Below are 24,108 nucleotides of genomic sequence, written 5' to 3'. Positions count from 1 at the left end.
TTTCATTATACTTTGCTAAGCTAAATATTTCATCAGCACTATGCGAGCGGTACGCCTGAAATTTCTAAATTTTTCTTTGTTAACGTAAACAATTCGGCTTTTTGCTTCCTTGATCTCTTTATTATGAAAATAAGTTGCAGCCCTGCAAAACCGGGAGGCCTTCTCCGTTTGGAGAAGGCCTCCTGATTTCGCAGCATGGTTACTTGCTTTTCGACTTGCCGTTCGAACCGGGCACCTCGGAGTCCTGATTGTTGCCGGGCTGTACCTTCTTGCCGTTGTTGTTGGTCGTATCGCGGGACATTGGCCGTAGCCTCCTTTCACACTGGGCATTTGGCAATCCCTCAAAGTATACCCGGCCATGTTTTTTCATATTCGGGTGCTCAGCCGTCGTCATTTGATAAAAGGAGCTCCGCGGAATGCGTTCACATCCTCCACCACTTCCTTGTGATGGTCCGCCCAGTAGCCCGGCAACCCGCCAGGCAGACGGTCAAAAGGAAAAAATGAGGCACCCGCCGTTTCGTCCGTTTCCTTTTCAAGGTTCCCTGACCATTCTTCGACCCGGAACAAGAACTCGAATCCCTGATACTCGTCACCGAAGCTGTTTTTAATGGAATATTGCGGCCCCGTATAAATCGTTATCAAGGTGGACCGGTGCACGTCCAGCCCCGTCTCTTCCTTAACCTCCCGCTGCAGGCATTGGAAAATCGATTCGCCGAGCTCCATCGCCCCGGCCGGCAGCGCCCAGCTTCCGTCCCCTCTTCTCCGGATAAAAAGCGCCTCGCCCCGCTCGTTGAATATGACGGCGCGAACGGACGGTACGATCAGCTTCCGGTGACCGACCCATTGCCGAAGCTGCCCTACATAAGATTCGGACCATTTTCCCGACATCGGGCATTCCCCCGTTAAATTGGTTTAACTGCTTGCATCCATAATATGACAACGATTGCATATCAAAAAGTATCTATTTGATATGAAAATGTTCTCGTATCGAGATATGTTTCTGGGGATCGAATAATTTCGAAATTCGCCACAATCGGAGCTCGAAGCCGGAGGGAAATGCCGCGATCACTATAGAATATTCAAGAGAAATATCTCACAGATGGGGTGGTTTTGATGAAAAAGACTTCTGTCAACGTTTTGCGAGTCGTCGGTATAATTGAAGGAATTTCCTATTTGCTGCTGCTCTTTGTCGCCATGCCGCTCAAATATGCGGCAAACATGCCCGAACCGGTCCGGTTCGTCGGTATGGCCCACGGCATATTGTTCGTCCTGTTTGTACTTGCTCTGCTGTTCGTCTGGATCCGCCACGGTTGGTCGCTCCTGCGCGTGATCGGCGCGTTCGTCGCTTCGCTTCTGCCTTTCGGCACGTTCGTGCTCGATGCGAGGCTCCGAAAGGAAAGGTAAAGCCCCCTTCGCAAACATAAGCTGCGCTATACTTCCCTTAGACATAATAAAAGCCGCTTTCGCGGCTTCAATACTTTCTATTCGCCAGCTCTGCGGCAGGGGTGGCTTCGGTAAATACCGTTTCCGGGGTGAGGATCCGCTTGGGCAGGGTTCTCCCCCTCATCAATTCCTTCACTGCCTGCATCAAGTTGGGCCCGAGCAGCGGGTTGCACTCCACCACGTAGTTCAGCTTGCCTTTCTCCAGGTTGACAAGCGCCCTGCGCGTACCGTCCACCGATACGATGACGATGTCCTTGCCGGGACTCAAACCGTATTCCTCTATGGCTTCGATCGCTCCGAGAGCCATATCGTCGTTATGGCTGAAGAGAACGCGGACCTCGGCCCCGCGTGCTTTAAGGATGGAACGCATCGCTTCCTTGCCCTCTTCAAAAGTAAAGTTTCCGACCGCGCTTTCCAAAATCGCCAGGTCGCTGTGATTCCGAACGATTTCGCGGAAGCCGTCTCCCCGGCCGATGGAAGGCGCCGACCCCGCCGTTCCTTTTAATTCCGCAATGCCGACGGGACCCGGAACATTTTTCACTTTATCGACCACGAATTTTCCGGCTTTGCGGCCTTCCTCGTAAAAATCCGAACCGATCAGAGCCGTGTACAGGGAGGTGTCCGATACTTCCGCAAGCCGGTCCACCAAAATAACGGGGATACCCGCCTGCCTCGCTTCCCGCAGGATGGGCTCCCAGCCCTTCTCGACAACGGGCGCGATGGCAATCACATCGACCTTTTGCCGGATAAACGACCTTACCGCCTGAAACTGCTGCTCCTGCGATTGCTCGGCATTTTCGAATATCAGCCGGATCTCCGCCTCTTTCGCCGCGTCCTTGATCGAAGCGGTGTTCGCGTTGCGCCAATCGCTCTCCGTGCCGAGTTGGGAGAAGCCTAAAGTGATGGTCCGGTCCGCCGTCCGTGACGGTTCGGCTGCAAGGGACTCCCTCGTCCCGGCGCTTCCCTTGAATTCGTAATTGTTGCCGGCATCCTGGGTTACAGCCGCACATCCCGACAGCAGCACGGCAAATCCGATGAAGACGTTCAAGATGAAACGCTGCAGCAAGCCCATGCGATCACCAGCCTTGTCAACCTGTTTGTGTTCAACCAATCTTATTATACGGACAGTAAACGGTCTCCGGCAATCACTTTCGTGAGCCGCTACCCCTTCTGCTGGGCCCAGCGGCGTTCGCTCAGCAGTCTTTGCAGCAGGATGAACAGAAAGAGCAGCAGCCCGATGACGATTTTCGTCCACCAGGAGCTTAACGTTCCTTCAAAAGAGATGATCGTCTGAATGACGCCTTGAATCATAACGCCGAAGAATGAACCTATGATATACCCGACCCCGCCGGTGAGCAGCGTACCGCCGATCACAACGGCCGCAATCACGTCGAGCTCCATGCCGAGCGCGTGCAGCCCGTACCCCGACAGCATGTAGAACGTAAACACCACTCCGGCCAGCGAGGAACAAATACCGCTGATCGCATAGACCAAAATCTTGGTCCTTCCGATCGGCAGACCCATTAAATGGGCCGACTGCTCGCTGCCTCCCAGCGCATAAATATTCCTTCCCGTTCTCGTATAATGAGCGAGATAATACCCGGCCCCGACGACGGCAAGTGCGATCAGCACGCTGACGGAAATAAAGCTGCCTCCAGGCAAAGCAATTTTGGTTTGGGCCATGTTTTTGTAAAACACGTTATCGATTGTGATCGTATTGATATCGATGACGTAACACAACCCCCGGGCCATAAACATCCCCGCCAAGGTAACGATAAACGGCTGGATCCGAAAATAGTGAATGATCGCCCCCATCATGCTGCCGAAGCAAGCTCCCACGGCCAATACGAGCGGAATGACCAGGTAAGGAGGCCAGCCCAGCTTGAGCAGACTCGCCGATATCATGGTCGTCAAAGCAACCATGGACCCAACGGATAAGTCGATTCCGCCCGAAACGATCACAAACGTCATTCCCACCGCGGCTACCAAAAGAAAAGCATTGTCGATCAGCAGATTGAAGATAACCTGAAGCGAAAAGAACCCCGTATACCGGAAGGAGCCGACGCCGAACATCGCGATGAACAGCAAGGCGGTAACTGCGATCGGAATATACTGCCGCTTAAGCATGCGGATTCAGCTCCTTTCCCTTGATCCATTGGCGTTTGCTTCGGCGAAGCCGGACCGCTTGACGGAACGATTCCGATTGAATCAGGCAGACGGCCGTCACGACGAACGCTTTCACGACAAGCGTCGTCTCCGGGGGGACGCCTATCATATAAATGGTCGTCGTCAGCGTCTGGATAATAAGCGCGCCGACCAGCGTCCCGCCCAAATAAAATCTGCCGCCATTTAACGAAGTGCCCCCGATCACGACGGCCAAAATCGCATCCAGCTCGTACCATAACCCGGCATTGTTCCCGTCTGCGCTGGATACGTTGGAGCAAAGAATGAGCCCGGCAATGCCGGCGCACAAGCCGCAAAACATATATACCGCGAGGATGACCAGGCTCGAGCGCACTCCAGCGAGCCGACTGGCCGTCGGCTTGCAGCCGACCGCCTCGATGAAGAGTCCGAGCGCCGTTTTTCGCGTCAGCAGATAAGCCAGTATAAAGATGGCCGCAACGATAAAAATGCAAAACGGCAGCGTGAAGAGCGATCCCGCGCCGATATATTTATACGGCGTGCTGGACACGGTAATGATTTGCCCGTCCGTGATTAATTGCGCCACCCCGCGACCGGCCACCATCAGGATGAGTGTGGCGACAATCGGCTGAATGCCGGCTCCGGCTACGAGAAACCCGTTCCATACACCGGCGAAAAGAGAGAGCAGCACGGAGACGGCGACCGCCGTCAACACGAGTGCCAGCTCATTCTGATCGCTGCCCTTGCTGACGATAAGACAGGAGATCGCTCCGGCAATCGCCACAACCGAGCCGACGGACAAATCGATTCCTCCGGTGGCGATGACCAAGGTCATTCCCAGCGCGATCAAAATTAACGGGGAGCCGAAATTCAATATATCGATCAGGCTGCCGTACAAATGACCGTCCCGCATGTTGACGGTAAAAAAGTCCGGAGAATAGATCAAGTTAAAGAGCAGCAGCGCCCCCAGCATGGAGAGCGGCCAAAACAAGTGATGCTTCATCATTGCGCTTACCCTCCCGCGATCGCCTGCATAACGCTTTTTTGGCTCATTTCGTTTCTTGACATTTCCTTGACCTTCCGGCGGTCCCTCATCACGGCGATGCGGTCGCTGACGCGCAGCACCTCATCCAGCTCGGAAGAAATAAACAGCACCGACACCCCTTTTTTCGCCAGCGACAATACGAGCTTTTGAATTTCCGCCTTCGCGCCGATATCGATCCCCCGGGTAGGTTCGTCCAGGATCAGCAGCTTCGGCTCGGTGAGCAGCCACCGTGCGAGGAGCACCTTCTGCTGATTGCCTCCGCTTAAATGCTTAATGAGCTGCTCCGGATTCGGCGGATTGATGTTCAACGTGCGAATATATTCGTCAGCGATTTCCTCCTGCCGCTTGCGGGAAATCGTACGGGTCCAGCCACGGGACGCCTGAAGGGCAAGAATGATATTTTCGCGGACGGTCAGATCGTCGATAATTCCTTCCAGCTTGCGGTTTTCCGAGCAGAAGGCGATGCCGCGGTCAATTGCTTGGCGGGGGGAATTCAAGACGGTATTGCTGCCCGGGATGCGAACGGCCCCTGTATCCCTTCGGTCGGCGGCAAACAGCAAGCGGGCCAGCTCCGTTCTTCCCGAGCCGAGAAGACCGGCCAAGCCGACAATTTCCCCTTTGCGGATTTCCAAATCCACCGGCTCGATGGTCCCCTTTTTACCCAAGGAGACCGCTTCGAGCAGTATCTCGTCTTCACGCGAATGCTGCCCTGCCGTTTTAGGCAGCTCCTCGAGGAGGCGAAGATCTTTGCCGATCATTTTCGAGACCAGCTCTAGTTGGGGAAGATCCTTCGTGAGATGCTCCCCGACAAATTCCCCGCCCCGAAGAATCGTTATTCGATCCGACACCTCATACACCTGGTCCAGAAAATGCGTCACGAACAAAATCGCAAGCCCCTCGCTCCTCAGTTTCCGCATCACGGCGAAAAGCTTAACCACTTCGCCGTGGTCGAGGCTTGAGGTCGGCTCATCCAAAATCAATATTTTGGCCGATACGCTGACGGCCCGGGCAATGGCGACCAATTGCTGAACAGCTACGGAGTATGAATGCAAGGGAAGAGTAACGTCGATGTCCAGGTTCATCCTGGTTAGAAGCAATTCCCTGGCGCTTCGGTACATCTCCTTCCATATAATCCGCCCGAAGCTGCGCGGCTCGCGGCCGATAAATATATTTTCCGCAACGGATAAATTCGGGCAAAGGTTGACTTCCTGATACACCGTGCTGATCCCGGCCTTCTGCGCATCCTGCGGGCTGCCAATGGCGATGCGCTGCCCGTCCAATTCGACGGTTCCTCCGTCGATCGGGTACACTCCCGTCAAAACTTTAATGAGCGTCGATTTTCCTGCGCCGTTCTCCCCCATGAGTGCGTGGATCTCGCCGGGAAACATCCGGAAATTGACGCCGGAGAGCGCTTTAACCCCCGGAAACAGCTTATGGATTCCGGTCATCTGCAAAATAGGAGGCCGCTCGTTCATAGTCCGTTAATCTCCTTTCAAGGCCAAAGGCCGTTCCCGCCGAACAGCGGTATGGAACGGCCTTCTCCTACGGATTGCAATCCGTATGCCTTATTTATTCCGCCAATCTTTAATACTGGCGGTTAGGAAGCTCTTTCTTCGCTTCTTCGGAGGTGAATACGCCCTCCTTGGTGACGATTCGCTGGGCAAGCTGCTTGCCGTCGATGACATCGCGCACCGCCTGCATCAGCTGCGGCCCGAGCAGCGGATTGCACTCGACGATAAAGTTGATCTTGCCTTCGCTGGCTGCGACGAAGCCGTCCTTGACTCCGTCGATGGAGATGATCTTGATATCCTTGCCCGGCACAAGGCCTGCGGCTTCGATCGCCTGGATCGCTCCCAGCGCCATATCGTCGTTATGTGCGTACAAAACCTGAATGTTCTTGTTCGCCTTCAGAAACGCCTGCATGACTTCTTTTCCTTTGGCCCGCGTGAAATCGCCCGTTTGCGAGGCGATCACCTTCAGATTCGGATTCGATTTGATCACTTCCTCAAATCCGGATTTGCGGTCGTTGGCCGGAGCCGAGCCTGTCGTGCCTTCCAGCTGAACGATATTCACCGTTTCCTTGGCGTCTTTATATTGGTCGACCAGCCATTTGCCGGCGCGGCGGCCTTCCTCGACGAAGTCCGATCCGATGAACGTCCGGTAGAGCGAAGTGTCCTTGGAGTCGACCGCGCGGTCGGTCAGGATGACCGGAATCTTCGCGTCTTTCGCTTCTTTCAGCACGGTATCCCAACCGGATTCGACGACGGGCGAGAATGCAATCACATCCACCTTTTGCTGAATAAAGGTACGAATGGCTTTAATTTGGTTTTCCTGCTTTTGCTGGGCATCGGAGAATTTCAAGTCAATGCCGGCCTCCTTGGCCGAATCCTGAATCGACTTCGTATTCGCTGTCCGCCATCCGCTCTCCGCACCGACCTGCGAGAAACCGAGCGTGATCTTTTTGCCGCCTGCGGGTTTGTTATCAGCACCCGCCTTATTGTCCGCAGCCGCCGGTGCCGGCGCCGGTGTCGCAGATGCGTTCGTCGGCTTCTGGCCGCTGCTTCCGCAGGCCGCCGTGAACAGCAATATCAGCGAAGCCGCGACCGCCATGCCCGATTTTTTTAATTTCATGTTTCATTCCTCCCTTTGGATCACCATTTCGTTTGGTGTGACCTCATTATAGAGGGGGAGCAGCGCGGGATTATACGGAGTATGATCGGTTAAATTTATAATTTTTTAGGCGTTTGCAAACGCTTCCTCGGAAAAACTGGAATATTTTTTCGCGAAACTGTAATTTCTTTGCCGATGATTGCGTTTTCAAAAACGATGCTTCATAATTTAACTACTGAAATGCATGAAAAAAAGCGAAGTGGACGGAATCGTACTGGAGAAGCGTTAGCGGTCGCCTTTGTTCTCGGATTTCTACCGCCAACGGGCGGTTCTAATCAAGAAATCCGAGGACAAGAGCGATCGGAAGTACGATCCGGGACACGCAGCGGAAATTTCTCATATTCTCAGTAATTGAAGGATGAAGAAAGGTTTTGCATACGCATGAAGCTGATCCGAAGGATTTCCTCGAGTCTGCGTTCCAAGCTGCTCCTCATGTTTGTTTTCTTCACTTGCGTTCCTTTAATATCCGTCGGTTTAATTTCATATCAGAAATCGTTCAATATCGTGTTCAAAAACAGCAAAGCGTCCACGAAGCTGGTGGCCGACACGCAGGCCCGCGATATCGACCAGCTGTTCATCGATACGGGCAAGCTGCTGGAGCTGAGGAAAAACCCGCAGGTGCTGCAATTTCTGTTCTCCCAGAATGCGGCTACGTACGAAAATGCGAAAGATATTTTGAAAACGATCTCCTCCTATCGCCAAACCTACCGGTACGACAAGGTTCTCAATATTACGATGATCAATCTGTACGGCCGAGGCATCAGCGAAAGGAAAGGCGTTTTCCAAATCGACCGGAATCCGCTGAGGAACCCGCAGCTCGCGTATTTGGTCGACCATCCGGACGAGGTGCTGAACGTGCCTTTCGGAAATTCTTCCATGGAGCGCCTGGACGGGTTTCAGTACAACAACACGAACGTCATCTCGATGATTTCCACCGTGCAGCAGCGCATTACCCACGAGGTGATCGGCTTCATCATCATCGATATGGACGACAGCATCGTCAAGAAATTTTGCGATGAGGTGACCATCGGCCGCAACGGCTTCTTTTTTGTGGTCGATAAGGACGGCAATCCTATTTTCAGCCCGTCACAAACCGGCGGCCGCAGCGGACTGCCGAAGAAGGAAGATTTGAAGGAGCTGTTAAACGGCTCCGCCACAGAGCTTATCGACTCGTCGGAAGGAAAGCCGAAATTCATTTTCGCCTCGGCATCCTTAAGCACGGGGTGGAAAATTATCGGCTATGTCCCGCTGCAGGAAATCGTGGAGGAAGCCAATTCGATCCGGCAGCTGATCATCATCAGTGTCGGACTTTGCATCGCGTTCGCCTTGATCCTGCATTTCTTCGTGTCCTCCCGGCTGATCCGCCCCGTCCATGTGTTAAAAAACAAGATGCAGCTGGCGGCATCCGGTTTTCTCGAAGCGAAGGTCACCCCTGCCGGGACCGACGAGATCGCCGAGCTCGGCAACAGCTTCAATATCATGCTCGGGAAAATAAGAACGCTGCTCGACCAGATTATCAAGGAGCAGCAGGAAATCAAGAAAGCCGAGCAGCGCGCGCTCCAGGCCCAGATCAATCCGCACTTTCTGTACAACACCCTGGATTCGATTTTATGGATGGCCGAAGCGGGAAAGAAGGATCAGGTCGTCCAGCTGGTCATGTCGTTATCCCGGCTTTTCCGAATCAGCCTCAGCAAAGGAAAAGATTGGATCACGGTGGCCAAAGAGCTCGAGCATCTGCAAAGCTACTTAACCATACAACGCATGCGGTACCGGGACATCCTCGAATATGAAATCGACGTCGACGAGAGCTTGCACAGTTACCCGATCCTGAAAATGACGCTGCAGCCGATCGTGGAGAATGCCATATATCACGGCATCAAGAACAAAAGGGGAAAAGGGCTGATCCGCATCCGCGCCTTCGCCGAGGATGACAAGCATATCGTATTTGTGGTCGAAGACAACGGCATCGGGATGCCGCCGGAACGGCTCGAGAAGGTGCGAAGCGACCTATCCGAAGCGCAGCCTCCGGAGGAGACGGGCAATGAGGTATCCGGGGGATTCGGCCTTCATAACGTACAGCAGCGCATCCGGTTATATTACGGAGAAGCCTGCAAGGTACAGCTGGACAGCGAGCCGAACGAAGGTACGGTCGTAACGATTCGCCTGCCTGCGGCGTGGAGAGAAAGCGAGGTGAGCGCATGAAAAAGGTGATGCTCGTCGATGACGAAATTCTCATCAGGGAAACGATGCGGGACAGCATCGATTGGGAAAAAGAAGGATTTGTATATTGCGACGAAGCGCCGGACGGCGAAGTGGCGTTAACGTTAATCGAGCAGCTTCGTCCCGATATCCTCATAACCGATATCAAGATGCCGTTTATGAACGGTCTGGAATTGAGCGCCATCGTATGCCAGCGATACCCCGAGATCAAAATCGTGATTCTCAGCGGTTATGAAGATTTCGAATTTGCCAGAAGCGCTTTGCGGATGGGCGTCGTGGACTATTGTCTGAAGCCGATCAGCGCCAGCGAGCTGCTCCGGCTGCTTCACCGTGTGAGCGAGTCCATCGACAAGGAACGAGGCGAAAAGGCGAACGCCATGAGGCTGCAGGAGGTCACGCAGGAAAAGCTGCTTAACGACTTGTGCAGCGGTTTCATGACGACAACGGATGCCGTTCACCTCAGCTCCGCCTTGAGTTTAAGCCTGCTGGCCCGATTTTACATTGTCGCCATGGCGCACGTTCGTGACGCGGAGCTTGTCATGGCGGATGCCGCGGACGACGCTTCGGATGCCGCGGGGCCGGTACCGGCTCTGCGGAAGCTGACCGCCCGTACCGATGTGCTGCAATTTAAACGAAGCCGAAGCGAAACCGTCTGGCTCTTGAAAGCGAGCACCCTCGAGGAGCTTCACCGGGAGCTGCTGCCGTTCAAAGAGCTTCAAAGCCTTGCCGCGGATACGGATCGGCTGTCCGAACCGGCATGCCCGGTATCCGTCGGTATCGGCAGCATGCAGGATCGGCTGCAGGGCGTCCACCTGTCCTTCCTGGATGCGGCCCAGGACATGCATTGGCGCCGGCTTTCCGGCCAAAACAGGCTGACCATGCGGCAGCAAAGCGCAGAGGTGATGGAGCAATTCGTTCTACTGGACCGCAAAAAATTCGTCGATTTCATGAAAATCGGTTCTCCGCCGATGCTTTCGCCGTTTGTGAACGAATATGCCGCAGACTTGAAGCATATCGAGTGGACGTCGACACCGGTAGGATACTACATTATTAACGATTTGACGCTCGAAGTATTCCGTTCCGCCAAGGACATGTACCGTCACGTGGAGGATCCGGAGCGCTATCTCAGGCAGTTTCAAATGCGGATCGGGCAAATCCGTTCGCACGGGGAGCTGAAGGACTATTTGATCAAACTGATCGAGCAGTTTTGGAATTGGCGTTCCCGTTCCAACGACAAGTACGGTCCTATCATCCGGAAGGCGAAGGACTATATCCAGGCCCATTTTGGCAACGACGCGCTTTCGCTTCAAGAGGTCGCCGATCATGTCAACATGAATGCAAGCCATCTCAGCAAAGTATTCAGCCAGGAGACCGGGCAGACCTTCATCGAATTTTTAACGCAAACCCGCATACAATTCGCCATGGAGCTGCTGAAGAACAGTGCCGCGAAAACGTACGAGATCGCGTTTCAGGCAGGTTACAGCGACCCCCATTACTTTTCGAATTTGTTCAAAAGAATGACCGGCATGACGACCAAGGAGTTCCGAAAATCGGGAAGCGCCGATTGCATAGGGGCCGGCTCGGAGGAGGACCGCTAAATGCGCAGCAAATCAACGGTCCGTATTGCCGGAGGCATCGTCATCTTCATTTGTATCGCGGTATTGCTGCTTCGCACTCCCGTTTTATTTGTGCCGAAGACGGAGCTTCCATCCTCGGCGGATAAACCGAAGGCAACCGCAGAACCGGATTCGAACCGGTTGACCTTCGGCGTTTTGTATCCGACGGCGCATCCCTTTTACGAATCGATTACCGAATCGATCGAGGAAGCCGCCAAACCCCAGTCCATCCGCTTGGTCGTTAAAGCGCCGGACGAATACAACGTGGAGCGGCAGATTCAGATGATGGAGACGATGATCAAGCAAAAGGTGAACGGCATTGCGATCGACCCGATCGATCCGAACGCCCTGACTCCGCTCATCAACAAAGCCGTTCAGGAAGGCATTCCGGTCATCTGCTTCGAGTCCGACGCGCCCCAAAGCCGCCGCTTAGCATATCTAGGCAACGACCCCTTCGCGGAAGGAAATTTGATGGGCAAGCTGATTGACCGCGAACTGAAGGGCAAAGGAATGATTTTGGTCGAAGCCGGCCACAGAGATTCCGCCGGCCAAAGCCGCCGGCTGGAAGGCATGCTCGATTATTTATCCGGGCGGACCGACATCCAGGTGCTCGATACGCGTTACCATACCGGCCTCAGCGAACGCGCGATCAACAATCTGGAAGCGATGATAGACGACCATCCCCATTTCGATGCGCTCGTGGATGTCGACTGGATTTCCAGCTCTTCGTCGATTATCGTTTGGAAAGCGCAAGGTTTGCGCAGAAGGGCATTCGCCTTCGGCCTTACCCCCGAGGTGAAGGAAGCCGTCATCAATGGCCAAATCACCTCCGTCGTCTCTCAGAACGAGGACGGCTGGGGCACAAGGATCATCGAGCTCTTGAGAACCGCATCCGAAGGAAAGTCGCTCCCCCAGCAGGCAGAATTCGGCATGCAGGAAGTGACCGGCGAATCGCTGTCCAAGCTTAAGCCGTAACGTTTCGTCAGCCCGTCAAGCCTGTCAGGGCTCACCTGCCGTCGGCCGGCACCACCCGGTAATCCGTCTTTCGCGCCCGATTCCATTTTACGACGGTGGGGATGCGGCTGACACCGGTTACATCCGTCACTCCGTCTTTATTCCGGGTCAGCGTCAGACTTAATATCGTTCCCCGTACCGTTTTCGGGTTCCTGACCAGCTTCGTCGATACGAAGTTTCCAAGCGACGAAGCCGCCACCCGGGTCCTGACCCGGCCGTAAATGTCTTTCATCTTCGTGACCGCGACCGGGTGCAAAACGTGGGGATGTGCGCCCAGCACGACGTTTGCGCCTCGCTTGAACAGCCGGTGCATCAGCCGTTTTTCCTTTGAATTCGGGTAAGTCCGGTACTCCTGTCCGAAATGCAGGTAGACGATAATAAAATCGGCTTTGTTCTTCAATGCGCGGATATCCGCCGCGATCTTCCTTTCGCTCATGCGTCCCACGATCCACGAATTTGGAATCGGTATCGAATTCGTCCCTTTCGTGTAGGCCAAAAATCCGATGCGAATCCCTTTAACCGGCACGACCAGATGCCGCCTCGCCTCCCCCGCGGAGCGGTACGTTCCCGCATGCCTGAGACCGTGACGGTCGAGGACGCTCAGGGTGCGTTTTAACCCGGCTGTGCCTCCGTCCAGACAATGGTTATTGGCCGTCGCCAGCACGTGAAAGCCGGTTTTTCTCAGCGTCGCCGCGAGCTCGTCCGGGCAGTTGAACAGCGGAAAGCCTGTTCGCGGATGTCTTCGTTCTTCCGGACAGTTGCATTTTTTGCGCTTGCCGGGAACTCCCAAAACCTTTTTCCCGGAAAAGGTCGTCTCCAGATTGCCGATCGCCAGATCGTGTCTCTTCAAACAAGGCTTCACCTTCGCAAAAACGGGATCAAACCGGTACCCGCCGGCAGGCTGTTTGGCCGAAGCGATAATTCGGCTTTTTAATCAGCAGGTCTCCTACAGCGGCGATTTTGATTCGGGTCAACCGCCCCACTCCTCTCCCTTTCAAGTTCACCCTTTAACCTTATTCACGCGGGAGGGGCATTGCCTGCAAAATGGGCTAACCCCTGCAACCCAACCGCTGCGGGCCGAATAAGATATGGAAACACCGATGTGAGGAGACTATCCATGAAACCTGCAAAAGGAATCAAGTGGGAGCATTACCGGGAGTTATGGAAAAACCGTCATATCCGGGGGTACCTCCCTGAAACGATGAAGCTGAGCAAAGCCGCTTTCGTATCGATGCTATCCCGGCATAAAACGGTATACGCCAAGCCGAATCAAGGCGCTTTCGGCATTGGAGTGATGCAAATCAGCAGGCTCGGGCCGGAAAATCAGCCGTCCTACCGCGTTCGCTTCGGCACGCGGCAAAAAACGTTTCGCACTGTGGAAGAAACGTATGACTTCGTATTGTCCCGCAGGGTAAAAAGCGATTATGTGGTGCAACAGGGCATCGAGCTGCTCACCTGGAACCATCGGCCGTTCGATCTTCGCCTGATGATGACGAAGCAAAGCCGTTCCCCGTGGCAAAACGAAGGATTCGTCGGCCGGGCCGCCCATCCGCGGAAGATCGTCACGAACATCCGCAGCGGCGGCACCGCGATATCTATCGAAGACCTGCTCGCTCCATACGCCGATTCGGCGGGCAAACAGAAGATCATCGCCAGACTGAACGCGCTGGGAAGGCGCATATGCGAGCAGCTCGAAGGCGGCTATCCCGGCATTCGGCTTTTTGGCATCGACATGGGGCTCGATCGCCGCTTAAAGCCGTGGGTGATCGAGGTGAACACCCGCCCGGAGAAAATATGCTGGAAATGCATGAGAAAGCTGTACCGCAAAAACCGGCGCTCCGGCGAACGGGTGTCGATCAGCAGATAAGCCCGGAATAAGTTGATAAACGATGGAGCGGACCTTCTAAGAAGTCCGCTCTTTTCTCGTTTATCGGCTCATATAGCTGCACTATCCTCGTCGAATGAAGAACTTGCCCCGGTCCGTTTCCATGACCGGCGCCAACCCCGCGGCCACAACCGCCAGCACGTCCCGCGCCATGGCTTCCGCCTTGCGCCTTTGAGGACTTCGACTCCACTGCACGGCGGTCCCTAATATCCCCCAGCTTATGACGTGGGCCGTCGCGTCCACTATCTCTTGCGTGACGGAAGCACGCGCCTCTCCGCTTAACCATTTGAAAATAATCAGCTCCATAAAGGCTGTCATTAACAACTGCCACGTGCGTTTCACGCGGGGATCGTTGGCGTTAACCGGCATACTCCACCTCACCATAAATGAATTCTCATGAACTTAAAAAAACAACAATCGTTCACGAATGTTGTCTACACAACGACAACGGCCGTTTGCTGGTTGCCCGGAACTCTAAACGCGCTTATCATTCATTATACAGTGTAACATACACGACATTGACGCATAAACAACACTGTTGAATTTCTGCGTTGGCCATAAGGTCGAATCCTATTAGGCCAGGCGACAAAAAAGAAAGGATGTTGTTTGTGAAAGGAATGGAGAAAACACGTTTTGGAGGATCCGGTGTCATTTTATCCGCTTCTTGGAGGTGGTCTTTGTGATTGTCATCACCACTCCCACCGGACAAATCGGCCGCCAGGTTCTCGACCATATCCTCGACAGCACGGAGGCGATCCGCGTAATTGCGCGCGATCCTTCCCGCCTCTCTCCCCGCGTTCGCGAGCGTGTAGAGGTCGTGCAGGGTCAACACGACGACGTCGAGGTCGTCTCCAAAGCGCTGGAGGGAGCTGACTCCGTGCTTTGGGTTGTGCCCCCGAACCCCCAAGCCGAGAGCATCCAGGACCACGTCCTGAGCTTCGTCCGGCCGTTGTACACGGCGATCAACCGCCAAGGCGTAAGGCGCGTGATCGGGGTCTCGAGCCTGGGACGCGGAATAGCCAAAAATGCCGGACAGATCTCGGCGATATTCGCCATGGACGATTTGATCGAGAGCACGGGCGTAAGTTACCGCTCGCTCTGCATGCCGGGGTTTATGGATAATATGCTTTGGCAGATCGAGCCTATCAAAAATCAAGGAATGTTTTTCTATCCGATGTCCGGGGATCGTAAGACTCCGACCTGCAGCACCCGCGACATCGCCGCCACCGCCGCCAAACTGCTGCTCGACCGCAGCTGGGACGGGCAGGAAAACGTCCCGGTTCTCGGCCCTGAAAACCTATCCTTCAATGAAATGGCACGGATCATGTCCGAGGTGCTCGAGAGACCGGTTCGCTTTCAGCAGGTCTCCGGCGAGGACTACAAGTCCGCGCTGGTTCAGCACGGGATGAGCAAGGCGTGGGCGCAGGGGATCATCGACATGGCGGCCGCTGCCGAACGGGGCATTTACGATGCCGAACCGCGGACTCCGCAGTCCTCTAGTCCCACCAGTTTTCGCCAGTGGTGCGAGGAAGTGCTCAAGCCGGCGGTCCTGGCTTAAAGATGTTAAGAAAGCGGTCCCCCGCATATGCAAGGGGGACCGCTTTATACATGATTGAAGCCGGTTGTCCGCTGCTGCCACTCTATTCGCGGATAACCCGTATGGCGTCCGTCACAAATCGGTGCAGCCGCGCCACTCCTTCCGCAATCTGCTCCTCGCTCAGTCTGCCGTAGCCGAGCACGACTTTATGGCGGTTCCTTCCTTTAACGATCGCATAATCCTCAAGCGAACTGAGCCGTACGCCGAAGCGTTCGGCGTCGGCCCAATGGATGCGGCTGTGCGTTTCCTCGGGAAACGCGACTTGTGCGTGCATGCCGGCTTCATCCCCGCGCAGCTCCGCCTCGCTTCCGAAATGCCGCTTCAGTTCCGCCTCCAACTTCATGCGCCGTTTCATATATACGGCTTTCATCCGGTGAACGTGGCGGTCGAAATGCCCGTTTTCAATGAATCGGGCGAGCGCGGCCTGGGGAATCGAAGAGGTGTGCAGGTTCAGCTCCGTTTTCGCGCGCACCGCCTCGCCGATCAGCTGCGGCGGCACGACGAGAAAGCCGAGGCGCAGACCCGGCGACAGCGTTTTGCTGAATGTGCCCGCATAAATGACGCGGTTAGGCGACAACGCCTGCAGCGGCGGCACCGGGACGCCTTTATGGCGGAATTCGCTGTCGTAATCGTCTTCCAAAATATAGAAGCCGTTCGCTTCGGCCAGGCGAACGGCCATCTGCCGGCGCTGGATCGAAAGAATGCTGCCGGTCGGATACTGATGCGAAGGGGTGAGCACGATCAAACCTTCCCCCTCCGGGTCGATCCGGCCGATATCCATGCCGTGTCCGTCAACCTCTACCGGGCGGATGGCATACCCGAAGCGGCGAAACACATCGGGCACGAAATCAACCGTGGGATCCTCGATGAAAGCAGTTTGAAACCGGTCAGCGAGCGCAGAGGCGATGAGCAGAAAGCCTTCCGACGATCCGGAAACGACAATCACTTGGCCCGGATGGCAGCGGATGCCCTTGATCCGGAACAAGTAACGAACGAGAGCTTTTCTCAGCTCGAGCTCCCCGACAGGATCGCCGTAGCCGAGCAAATCGTCCGGCGCGTAGTCCGCGGCTTCGCGCAAATATTTCGCCCAAAGCTTGCGCGGAAACAGCTGCAAATCGGGAATGCCGCCATTGAAATCGATAATGTCGCCGCGCTCCTTGGCGGCGGGCGGCATAGCAGCAGGCTGGATAGGGGATGACGGCTCGTTTTTGCGCGGACGGACTTGTATGCCTTCGGCTATATAGGTTCCAGAGCCAATCCGGCTCTCGAGGTAGCCTTCGGCCGTCAATTGCTCGTACACGTCGATGGCGACGTTCCGCGCCACGCGCAGCTCCCGCGCCAACGTCCGCGTCGGAGGCAGGCGCGTCCCCGCCGGCAGCTCGCCGCCTTCGATCATGGAACGCAGGTGGGCGCACAGCTGCCGCGTGATAGGACCGGCGGAGACGTCAGGCTGAAATCCGAACATACGGCACCTCCAAATTGGTTCTTGGAAATCGACGAAAATCGGATCTGATCGCGACCTATTTTCCTTATTATACTAAATTTGAACCAAACGACGAAGAAGGAGATGGAATCCGGATGAAAAGAAAATTGGGAAGATCCGGCATCGAGGTCAGCGCGCTCGGCGTCGGATGCTGGGCGATCGGCGGGCCTTGGCACGATGCGGTGAGCGGTCAGCCGTACGGATGGGGAAAAGTCGACGACAACGAATCCGTTCGCGCTCTTCAATGCGCAATCGATAACGGCATCACATTGATCGACACCGCGGACAACTATGGCGCCGGGCACAGCGAGACCGTTGTCGGCAAGGCGATTTCCGGCAAGCGCAGCAAGCTCGTCGTTGCGACAAAATTCGGTTATGTCACGCGGGCGGAGACCAAGGAGGCATTCGGTTCGAACGCGTCCAAAGCCTATATCAAGCAAGCCTGCGAAGCCTCGTTAAGGCGGCTGAACACGGACTATATCGACTTGTACCAGCTTCATCTGAACGATTATCCGGCGGATTTGGCGGAGGATGTGATCCAGACGCTCGAAGAACTCGTCGCCGAGGGCAAAATCCGCCGTTACGGCTGGTCCACCGACTTCCCGAACCGCGCCGAGTTGTTCGCCCAGGCCGAGCATTGCGCAGCGATCCAACATGAGCTTAACGTGTTTCACGACAGTCCGGCGATTTTGGAAATATGCGAAGCCTACGGGCTGGCGAGCCTGAACCGCTGCCCGCTGGCGATGGGGCTGCTGACGGGCAAATATACAGCAGCAACGCCGATTACGGATCCCTGCGACATCCGAGGTCGACAAAACCCGGATTGGCTGACCTATTTTCACGAAGGATACCCGTCGCAAATGCTCACAGCCAAACTGAACGATCTGCGGGACGTGCTGACGTCCGGCGGCAGAACGCTTGCCCAAGGTGCACTAGCTTGGCTGTGGGCGAGAAGCAGAGCGGCGATCCCTATCCCGGGCTTCCGCACGGTGAAGCAGGTTATGGAAAACGTGAAAGCGATGGAGTACGGCCCTTTAACGGCCGAGCAGATGCTGCAGATCACGCGGATTTTATACGAGGAGCAGCAGGTCTAGCTCGGCAGGCCACACAGATGGGGATTACCCGTTCGTTAGCGTGCGGAGGCTGGGTTGTGTGGCTGAGACACCTCGTTCAGCCAGCAACCCATAGCTCATCAGACCCCGGCACGCTCGTACCCGGGAGCGCGGTATTCCCCCGGAAGCCGCGAGTTCCACCGATCCGTGGTCTCGCCGGAACTCGCCGGGTCTGAAGGGCAACCGCAATCCGGGCTAAAGACCTGCGATCACCGATCACCCGCGTAGAATAAGCTACCTCAATTGAATCCGCACAAACTTCCGCTTGCCAACCTGCAGCACGTCGCCATCCTGAACGGCAATCCGCTCCTGGGGATCCGCCATCTTGCGCTCATTCAGCCTCACGGCGCCTTGCGCGACGCTGCGTCTCGCCTCTCCGTTCGACGCTTGCAGTCCGGATACAACCAGAAGCTTGACAAGCGGGATGCCGCCTTCCTCCAGCTCGGATTTGTCGAGCCCGAATACTTCGATTTCGTCCGGAAGCGCGCGTTTTTGAAAGACGTCGATAAAATACTTTTCCGCCTCTTCCGCCGCCTCATCGCCGTGATACATGCTTACATAAAGCTTGGCCAGGCGGATTTTGGCGTCGCGCGGATGCACCGTACCGTCCTCCAAGCCCGTCTTTAGCCCGAGCAGCTCCTCGCCCGAAAGAGGTGTCGTCAGCTCGTAATATTTCAGCATCAGCTCATCGGGAATGGACATCGTTTTCCCGAACATTTCGTTCGGCGCCTCATCGATGCCGATGTAGTTGCCCAAGCTTTTGCTCATTTTTTGCTTGCCGTCCAGCCCCTCCAATAGCGGCATCAAAATGGCGACTTGGCTCTCCTTCTTGTCGTAGGCGCTCTGCAGCGTCCTGCCCATCAAGATGTTAAAGGTTTGGTCCGTACCTCCAAGCTCGATGTCGCTTTCCAGCTCGACCGAATCGAAGCCCTGCATCAGCGGGTAAAAGAACTCGTGAATATGGATGGGCCGGCCTCCGGCATATCTTTTGGCAAAATCGTCCCGTTCCAGCATCCTCGCCACCGTGAGTTTCCCTGCGAGCTGCAGCACATCCGCAAACTTCATCTCACCCAGCCAGGCGGAGTTAAAGAAAAACTTCGTCTTTTGCGGATCGAGTATTTTGTAGAGCTGCTTCCGGTACGTCTCCGCGTTGCGGTTCACGTCCTCCTCGGACAACTGCTTGCGCGTTTCCGATTTTCCCGTCGGATCGCCGATCCGACCGGTGAAATCGCCGATAATGAGCTGCACCTCGTGCCCCAGCTCCTGAAACTGTCTCAGCTTGTGCAAAACGACCGTATGCCCGATGTGAATGTCCGGCGCCGACGGATCGAGCCCCAGCTTGACCCGCAAAGGACGGCCGGAGACGGCGGAAGCGGCCAGCTTTTCCTTGAGCGCTTCGTCGGGAACAACTTCTACAGCGCCGCGGCGGATCGCCTCCAGCTGCCGTTCGATCTCCTGTTTCTGCTGCTCGGTGAGCTTTGCAAATTCGCTCATGCGTATCCCTCCATTTTTGTCGGTAAAAAAAAGAGACAACTTCCGCCCCCTAAGGGACGAGAAAGTTGTCTCGCGGTACCACCCTAATTAAAGAAGACCATCCGAACCGGCCTACCGGCGTTCAAATGCCTTCCTTCACTTATTTTCAAATAACGGCAGCGGATTGCCGGGAACAAGCTACTTGCGCCTGGCGCGCTTTCCCTTATTCCATCTCGGGGCTGTATTTCGGAAATAGGCCTGCACCGGTTCGCACCGAACCACCGGCTCTCTGCAGCTATGGACATGTTTCCTACTCAGGTCGATCGCAAATCTCGAACCATACCCGTCATCGCATTCATCGATATGAAGTTTAACCAAGATTAAATCATAATCCGAAGCCGCTGTCAAATCGCCGGCACAAACCGGATAAACCGCTCCAAAGTCCCGTCGAACGGATAAAGCCCCGCATTCACGCGGTGCTGCAGGTTCTTCAGCTCCTCCCGGGCCCGCCGGATCAACTCCTCGGGGTACCCGAATTTGACCGCATTCGCCGCAAATTCATCTTCGTCGACGACCTTCCATTCCCCGTTCCGATAAACCAGATCAAGATCCAAATCGACAAAAGAAACGTTCGTTCCGCGCAAAACGGCCGGCTCGTTAATGTTGCAGTAATATTGATAAAGAACGCCGTTCCTCACATCTGCGCTGACGGTAAACCACAAATCAAACGGAAAAAGCTCAATCGTCCAGTTTTCCGTCGTAAAAATTTTCCCCTTCGTGTGATGATGCAGCTCCCTGCCGTATTCCCCCAAAACGACGATGTGCGAATCGGTTGCCTCCAGCAGTTTGGTGTTCCACTCGTAATGCAGCCGGTTGCCGTATTTCAGGGCTTGAACGGTTATTCGCGTATCCATGGGACCATCCTTCATTCGCTTATTTTCGATTTGTCGAACCTCGCAATTCGTCAAAATAGAATGGCCGTCCGTCACCTGATGCTCAGCCGCAGCTCCATGTCTCCGATCGCAACGGTTTCCATTCCCGGTTCATCGGCAAATTCCATCTCGGATATCAGCACGTTGTCCCACAGCACATGGCGAAAACGCTCAAGCGCTAGCCTCAGCCGCGGATCCGCATCCAAAACTAGATGTACGCGCCGCTCGATCGGCAGTCCCAGCTTCTTGCGAAAGTCTTGTACGGCCCTTACGACTTCGCGGACAAAACCTTCCTCCACGAGCTCCCCGGTAAGCACCGTGTTTAATGCGACGGTCATTCCGTATCCGGAGGCGGCGGCGTATCCTTCCTTCGCCTGCTTCTCCACAAGCAGCTCGTCGAGTGCGACTCGCAGCGTCTCCCCGCCCGCGCTAACGTTCAGGAAGCCGTCTTCGATGGCTCTTTTCGCTTCGGAAGCGGACAGCTTCTTCAGATTATCCTGCAGAGGACCGACCAAGGGACCGTATTTTTTTCCCGCCGCCTTAAGGTTTAGCTTCAGGAGGTGCCTGACGATGCCGCTGTCGCCTTGTTCCACACGGATCGCCTTGACGTTGATCTCCTCTTTGACGATGCTTTCGTACCGGCCCAGGTCAAAGCTTCTGTCCGACGAAACGATCAGCTCCGACAGCGGCTGCCGGGTTTTGATGCCGGCTTCGCTGCGGACGCTGCGCGCCAGCTCCACAAGCTGCCGCACCGCAGCCATCTCCCGCTCCAGCGACTCATCGATGAGCTCCGGATCCGCCTGCGGATAGTCCGTCAAATGCACGCTTCCTTCGCCGCCAAGATTGCCGTAGATCTCCTCGGCGATGAACGGAGCATAAGGCGCCATCATCCGGGCTACCGTGAGCAGCACCTCGCGCAGCGTCCCATAGGCCGACAGCTTATCCGCCGTCATGCCGCTGCCCCAGAACCGGTCTCTGGAGCGGCGGATATACCAGTTGCTCAGCTCGTCGACAAACGTTTCCATGTGCTTCGCCGGATTCAGAAAATCGTTTGCCTCCAGCCCCTTCGCCATTTGAAGCAAGGTGCTGTTCAGCCTCGACAAAATCCACCGGTCCAGCTCGTTCGGGACGTCTTGGCGGGAACTCGGCCGCGATGCCGGCTGTGCGTGCGAGCTCTCCGGATCATAACGGTCGATCGACGCATAAAGCGCATAAAACGCATGGACGTTATGGAGCGTATCGATCACCTTCGACTTGGCTTCGGCAACGATCTGCTTGGAGAACCGCTTGCTGTTCCACGGGGCGCTGTCGGACAATAAAGCCCAACGGAGAGCGTCCGTACCGAACTCTTCGATGATGTCCCAAGGATCGATAACGTTGCCCTTGCTCTTGGACATCTTCTGTCCGTTCTCATCCAGCACGTGTCCGGTCGAAATGACGGCCTTGTATGGCGCTTTGCCGTTGTACAGCGTGGACACCGCCAGCAGCACATAAAACCAGCCGCGCGTCTGGTCGATGGCCTCGCAGATGATATCCGCGGGATATTGCTCCTCAAACAGCCGCTTATTCTCGAACGGATAATGGTACTGCGCAAACGGCATCGAACCGCTGTCGAACCAGACGTCGATCACTTCCGGCGTCCTTTCCATCGTACCTCCGCACGAGCAGCGCAGCTTTACTTCATCCACATACGGCTTGTGCAGCTCCAGGCTGTCCGGGAGCGGCCGCACGGATCTTTCCTTGAGCTGCGCCCGGCTTCCCGGCGCAAATTCGCTTCCGCAGCTGCCGCATGTCCATACGTTCAGCGGCGTACCCCAATAGCGGTTGCGGCTGATGTTCCAGTCGACGAGCTCCTCGAGAAACTTGCCGAACCTCCCTTCGCGCAGATGGGAAGGATACCAATCGATCTTGCCGTTGTTCCGGATGAGCTGCTCCTTGACCGCCGTCGTCCGGATGAACCAGCTTTCCATCGCATAGTAAAGCAGCGGCGACTTGCAGCGCCAGCAGAACGGATAGCTGTGCTCGTAGCGCTCCTTGGAAAACAGCAGGCCGCGCTCGGCCAAGCTTTTCACGATATCGACGTCGCAATCCTTGACGAAGCGCCCGGCAAAATCGGTGATCCGCTCCATATAACGCCCCGCCGGGTCCACGACGTTGACGAAATCGAGCCCGTGCTGCCGCGCCGTCCGGTAGTCGTCCTCCCCGTGGGCCGGGGCGATATGCACAATGCCGGTACCGCTCGCATCGCTGACGTAATCGGCATCGACGACGATATGCCCTTTGCTCGCACGGACGTAGCCGAAGGGCGGCTCATAGCCGGTGCCCACGAATTCGCGGCCCTTGTGCGCGGATATGATCTCGCAGCCTTCTCCGAACAGACGCTCCGCCAAGTTTTGCGCGACAATGTAATTTTCACCGTCATGCCGTACCTTGACATAATCGATGTCCGGGTTCACCGCCAGCGCCACGTTGGCCGGAAGCGTCCAAGGCGTTGTCGTCCAGGCGAGAAAGATGTCTTCGCCGGACTTGCTTCTGAACTTCACCGTCGCGCTCAAATCCTTGACATCCTCGTAGCCTTGCGCCACCTCGTGGGAGCTGAGCGTCGTCTGACAGCTCGGACAATACGGGGTGACGCGGTGGCCTTTGTACAGCAAATCTTTCTTATGGATTTCGGACAAAATGTGCCATACGCTTTCGATATAGTCGTTCGACAGCGTCACATACGGGCGCTCCATATCCGTCCAGTAACCGATGGCCTCCGTCAGTTCGCGCCACAGCTCCTCGTATTCGAACACGCTGGCCCGGCATTTCTCCACAAACTCGGCGACGCCGTACTCCTCGATTTGCTGCTTGCCGGAGATGCCGAGCTGCTTCTCCACGCCCAGTTCGACCGGCAAGCCATGCGTATCCCATCCGGCTTTGCGCACGACGCGGTAGCCCGACATCGTTTTGTAGCGGCAGATGAAATCTTTGATGACGCGCCCCAGCACATGCCCGATATGCGGTTTGCCGTTCGCGGTCGGGGGCCCTTCGTAAAAGACGAAGTTCGGCCGTCCTTCCCGAAGTTCAATCGATTTGCGGAACGTATCGTCCCGCCTCCACTGCTCCAGCACGCGCAGCTCCCGCGCTCTCGCTTTTTCTTTCACATCGACTTGGTTCATGCATTTCATCCTTCCTCGTTCAAGATTGAGAAAAACAAAAAAATCCCGCCCCGTAAGGGACGAGATTTCATCTCGCGATACCACCCTTGTTCCGCAATGGATCGTCCAAATAAGATCCTGCGGCACCTCATACTACGTACCATCATACGCGCCCCTTCTAACGGCGGGATCCCGGGTCAGCTTACTGCAAGCTTCAGCTTTCCTTCTCGGAGAGGATTTTCCGTCAAGTCTTGAACGTCGGCTTTCAGCTCTAGGCCGACTCTCTGGGGATCAAGAGGTTTGGCGTACTCTTTCTCGTCAACGAATTTATTCAGT

The 24,108-nt window shown here is 55.5% G+C and carries 19 protein-coding genes and 2 other annotated features; of the genes, 7 read left to right on the top strand and 12 right to left on the bottom strand.

What is annotated here, in order from left to right; genetic code table 11:
• Window positions 1–390: 390 nt before the first annotated feature.
• Window positions 391–888, bottom strand: a complete 498-nt coding sequence (locus MYS68_RS03440; RefSeq protein WP_248924484.1) for an NUDIX domain-containing protein — start codon at window positions 886–888, stop codon at window positions 391–393.
• 225 nt (window positions 889–1,113) lie between these two features.
• Between MYS68_RS03440 and MYS68_RS03435 the strand changes: the two genes are divergently transcribed.
• Window positions 1,114–1,404, top strand: a complete 291-nt coding sequence (locus MYS68_RS03435) for a DUF3817 domain-containing protein (protein WP_248924483.1) — start codon at window positions 1,114–1,116, stop codon at window positions 1,402–1,404.
• 67 nt (window positions 1,405–1,471) lie between these two features.
• On the opposite strand, the gene MYS68_RS03430 is transcribed toward MYS68_RS03435, so the two are convergent.
• The 5 genes from MYS68_RS03430 to MYS68_RS03410 form a co-directional block, all read right to left on the bottom strand.
• Entirely contained in the window at window positions 1,472–2,515 is a 1,044-nt protein-coding gene (locus MYS68_RS03430) for an ABC transporter substrate-binding protein (RefSeq protein WP_248924482.1), read from the bottom strand.
• A gap of 89 nt (window positions 2,516–2,604) precedes the next feature.
• Window positions 2,605–3,570, bottom strand: coding sequence for a galactofuranose ABC transporter, permease protein YjfF (gene yjfF, locus MYS68_RS03425; RefSeq protein ID WP_248924481.1), 966 nt, complete (start codon window positions 3,568–3,570; stop codon window positions 2,605–2,607).
• Window positions 3,563–4,591 (bottom strand): ABC transporter permease, encoded by a 1,029-nt coding sequence (locus MYS68_RS03420; protein ID WP_248924480.1) that lies wholly within the window; start codon window positions 4,589–4,591, stop codon window positions 3,563–3,565. The genes yjfF and MYS68_RS03420 overlap by 8 nt, the downstream gene beginning before the upstream one ends.
• A 5-nt stretch (window positions 4,592–4,596) precedes the next feature.
• Window positions 4,597–6,105 (bottom strand): sugar ABC transporter ATP-binding protein, encoded by a 1,509-nt coding sequence (locus MYS68_RS03415; RefSeq protein WP_248924479.1) that lies wholly within the window; start codon window positions 6,103–6,105, stop codon window positions 4,597–4,599.
• Window positions 6,106–6,214: 109 nt separating this feature from the next.
• Window positions 6,215–7,261 carry an ABC transporter substrate-binding protein gene (locus MYS68_RS03410; RefSeq protein WP_248924478.1) on the bottom strand — a complete coding sequence of 349 codons (1,047 nt, stop codon included), beginning with the start codon at window positions 7,259–7,261 and terminating at the stop codon, window positions 6,215–6,217.
• Between the two features lie 420 nt (window positions 7,262–7,681).
• On the opposite strand from MYS68_RS03410, the gene MYS68_RS03405 reads away from it, so the two are divergent.
• The 3 genes from MYS68_RS03405 to MYS68_RS03395 are packed head-to-tail and all read left to right on the top strand — an operon-like array spanning window position 7,682 to window position 12,111.
• Window positions 7,682–9,502 carry a sensor histidine kinase gene (locus MYS68_RS03405; RefSeq protein ID WP_248924477.1) on the top strand — a complete coding sequence of 607 codons (1,821 nt, stop codon included), beginning with the start codon at window positions 7,682–7,684 and terminating at the stop codon, window positions 9,500–9,502.
• On the top strand, window positions 9,499–11,118 hold the full coding sequence (locus MYS68_RS03400) for a response regulator transcription factor (RefSeq protein WP_248924476.1): 1,620 nt from the start codon (window positions 9,499–9,501) through the stop codon (window positions 11,116–11,118). Before MYS68_RS03405 ends, MYS68_RS03400 begins: the two co-directional genes overlap by 4 nt.
• Entirely contained in the window at window positions 11,119–12,111 is a 993-nt protein-coding gene (locus MYS68_RS03395) for a sugar ABC transporter substrate-binding protein (RefSeq protein WP_248924475.1), read from the top strand.
• 31 nt (window positions 12,112–12,142) lie between these two features.
• On the opposite strand, the gene MYS68_RS03390 is transcribed toward MYS68_RS03395, so the two are convergent.
• On the bottom strand, window positions 12,143–13,069 hold the full coding sequence (locus MYS68_RS03390; RefSeq protein WP_338043662.1) for a CapA family protein: 927 nt from the start codon (window positions 13,067–13,069) through the stop codon (window positions 12,143–12,145).
• A 198-nt stretch (window positions 13,070–13,267) separates the two neighbouring features.
• On the opposite strand from MYS68_RS03390, the gene MYS68_RS03385 reads away from it, so the two are divergent.
• Window positions 13,268–14,017: a YheC/YheD family protein gene (locus MYS68_RS03385; RefSeq protein ID WP_248924473.1), complete on the top strand. Its 750-nt coding sequence runs from the start codon at window positions 13,268–13,270 to the stop codon at window positions 14,015–14,017.
• Between the two features lie 81 nt (window positions 14,018–14,098).
• Here MYS68_RS03385 and MYS68_RS03380 read toward each other — a convergent pair whose 3' ends face one another.
• Window positions 14,099–14,419, bottom strand: coding sequence for a hypothetical protein (locus MYS68_RS03380; RefSeq protein ID WP_248924472.1), 321 nt, complete (start codon window positions 14,417–14,419; stop codon window positions 14,099–14,101).
• Between the two features lie 286 nt (window positions 14,420–14,705).
• Here MYS68_RS03380 and MYS68_RS03375 point away from each other — a divergent pair, with 286 nt between their 5' ends.
• Complete coding sequence (locus MYS68_RS03375; RefSeq protein ID WP_338043661.1) at window positions 14,706–15,593, top strand: NmrA family NAD(P)-binding protein; 888 nt, start codon at window positions 14,706–14,708, stop codon at window positions 15,591–15,593.
• A gap of 82 nt (window positions 15,594–15,675) precedes the next feature.
• On the opposite strand, the gene pdxR is transcribed toward MYS68_RS03375, so the two are convergent.
• Window positions 15,676–17,097, bottom strand: coding sequence for a MocR-like pyridoxine biosynthesis transcription factor PdxR (gene pdxR / locus MYS68_RS03370; RefSeq protein ID WP_248924470.1), 1,422 nt, complete (start codon window positions 17,095–17,097; stop codon window positions 15,676–15,678).
• A gap of 113 nt (window positions 17,098–17,210) precedes the next feature.
• Between pdxR and MYS68_RS03365 the strand changes: the two genes are divergently transcribed.
• Complete coding sequence (locus MYS68_RS03365) at window positions 17,211–18,209, top strand: aldo/keto reductase (protein ID WP_248924469.1); 999 nt, start codon at window positions 17,211–17,213, stop codon at window positions 18,207–18,209.
• Window positions 18,210–18,461: 252 nt separating this feature from the next.
• Here the strand turns inward: MYS68_RS03365 and tyrS are convergent, their stop codons facing one another.
• From tyrS to ileS, 3 genes are all read right to left on the bottom strand, one after another.
• Window positions 18,462–19,721: a tyrosine--tRNA ligase gene (tyrS, locus tag MYS68_RS03360; protein ID WP_248924468.1), complete on the bottom strand. Its 1,260-nt coding sequence runs from the start codon at window positions 19,719–19,721 to the stop codon at window positions 18,462–18,464.
• Window positions 19,722–19,770: 49 nt separating this feature from the next.
• Window positions 19,771–20,036 (bottom strand) — a binding site (T-box leader).
• A 68-nt stretch (window positions 20,037–20,104) separates the two neighbouring features.
• Window positions 20,105–20,614, bottom strand: coding sequence for a DUF402 domain-containing protein (locus tag MYS68_RS03355; protein ID WP_248924467.1), 510 nt, complete (start codon window positions 20,612–20,614; stop codon window positions 20,105–20,107).
• A gap of 71 nt (window positions 20,615–20,685) precedes the next feature.
• A complete protein-coding gene (ileS, locus tag MYS68_RS03350) occupies window positions 20,686–23,793 on the bottom strand; it encodes an isoleucine--tRNA ligase (protein WP_248924466.1) in 3,108 nt (1,035 codons plus the stop codon).
• A gap of 52 nt (window positions 23,794–23,845) precedes the next feature.
• Window positions 23,846–24,103, bottom strand: a binding site (T-box leader).
• Window positions 24,104–24,108: the final 5 nt, after the last annotated feature.

The sequence above is a fragment of the Paenibacillus hamazuiensis genome (genome assembly GCF_023276405.1).
GTDB classification, from domain to species: Bacteria; Bacillota; Bacilli; order Paenibacillales; family NBRC-103111; genus Paenibacillus_AF; species Paenibacillus_AF hamazuiensis.
The sequence above is the reverse complement of the archived record's forward strand: the minus strand, read 5'-3'. Positions and strand labels throughout refer to the sequence as shown.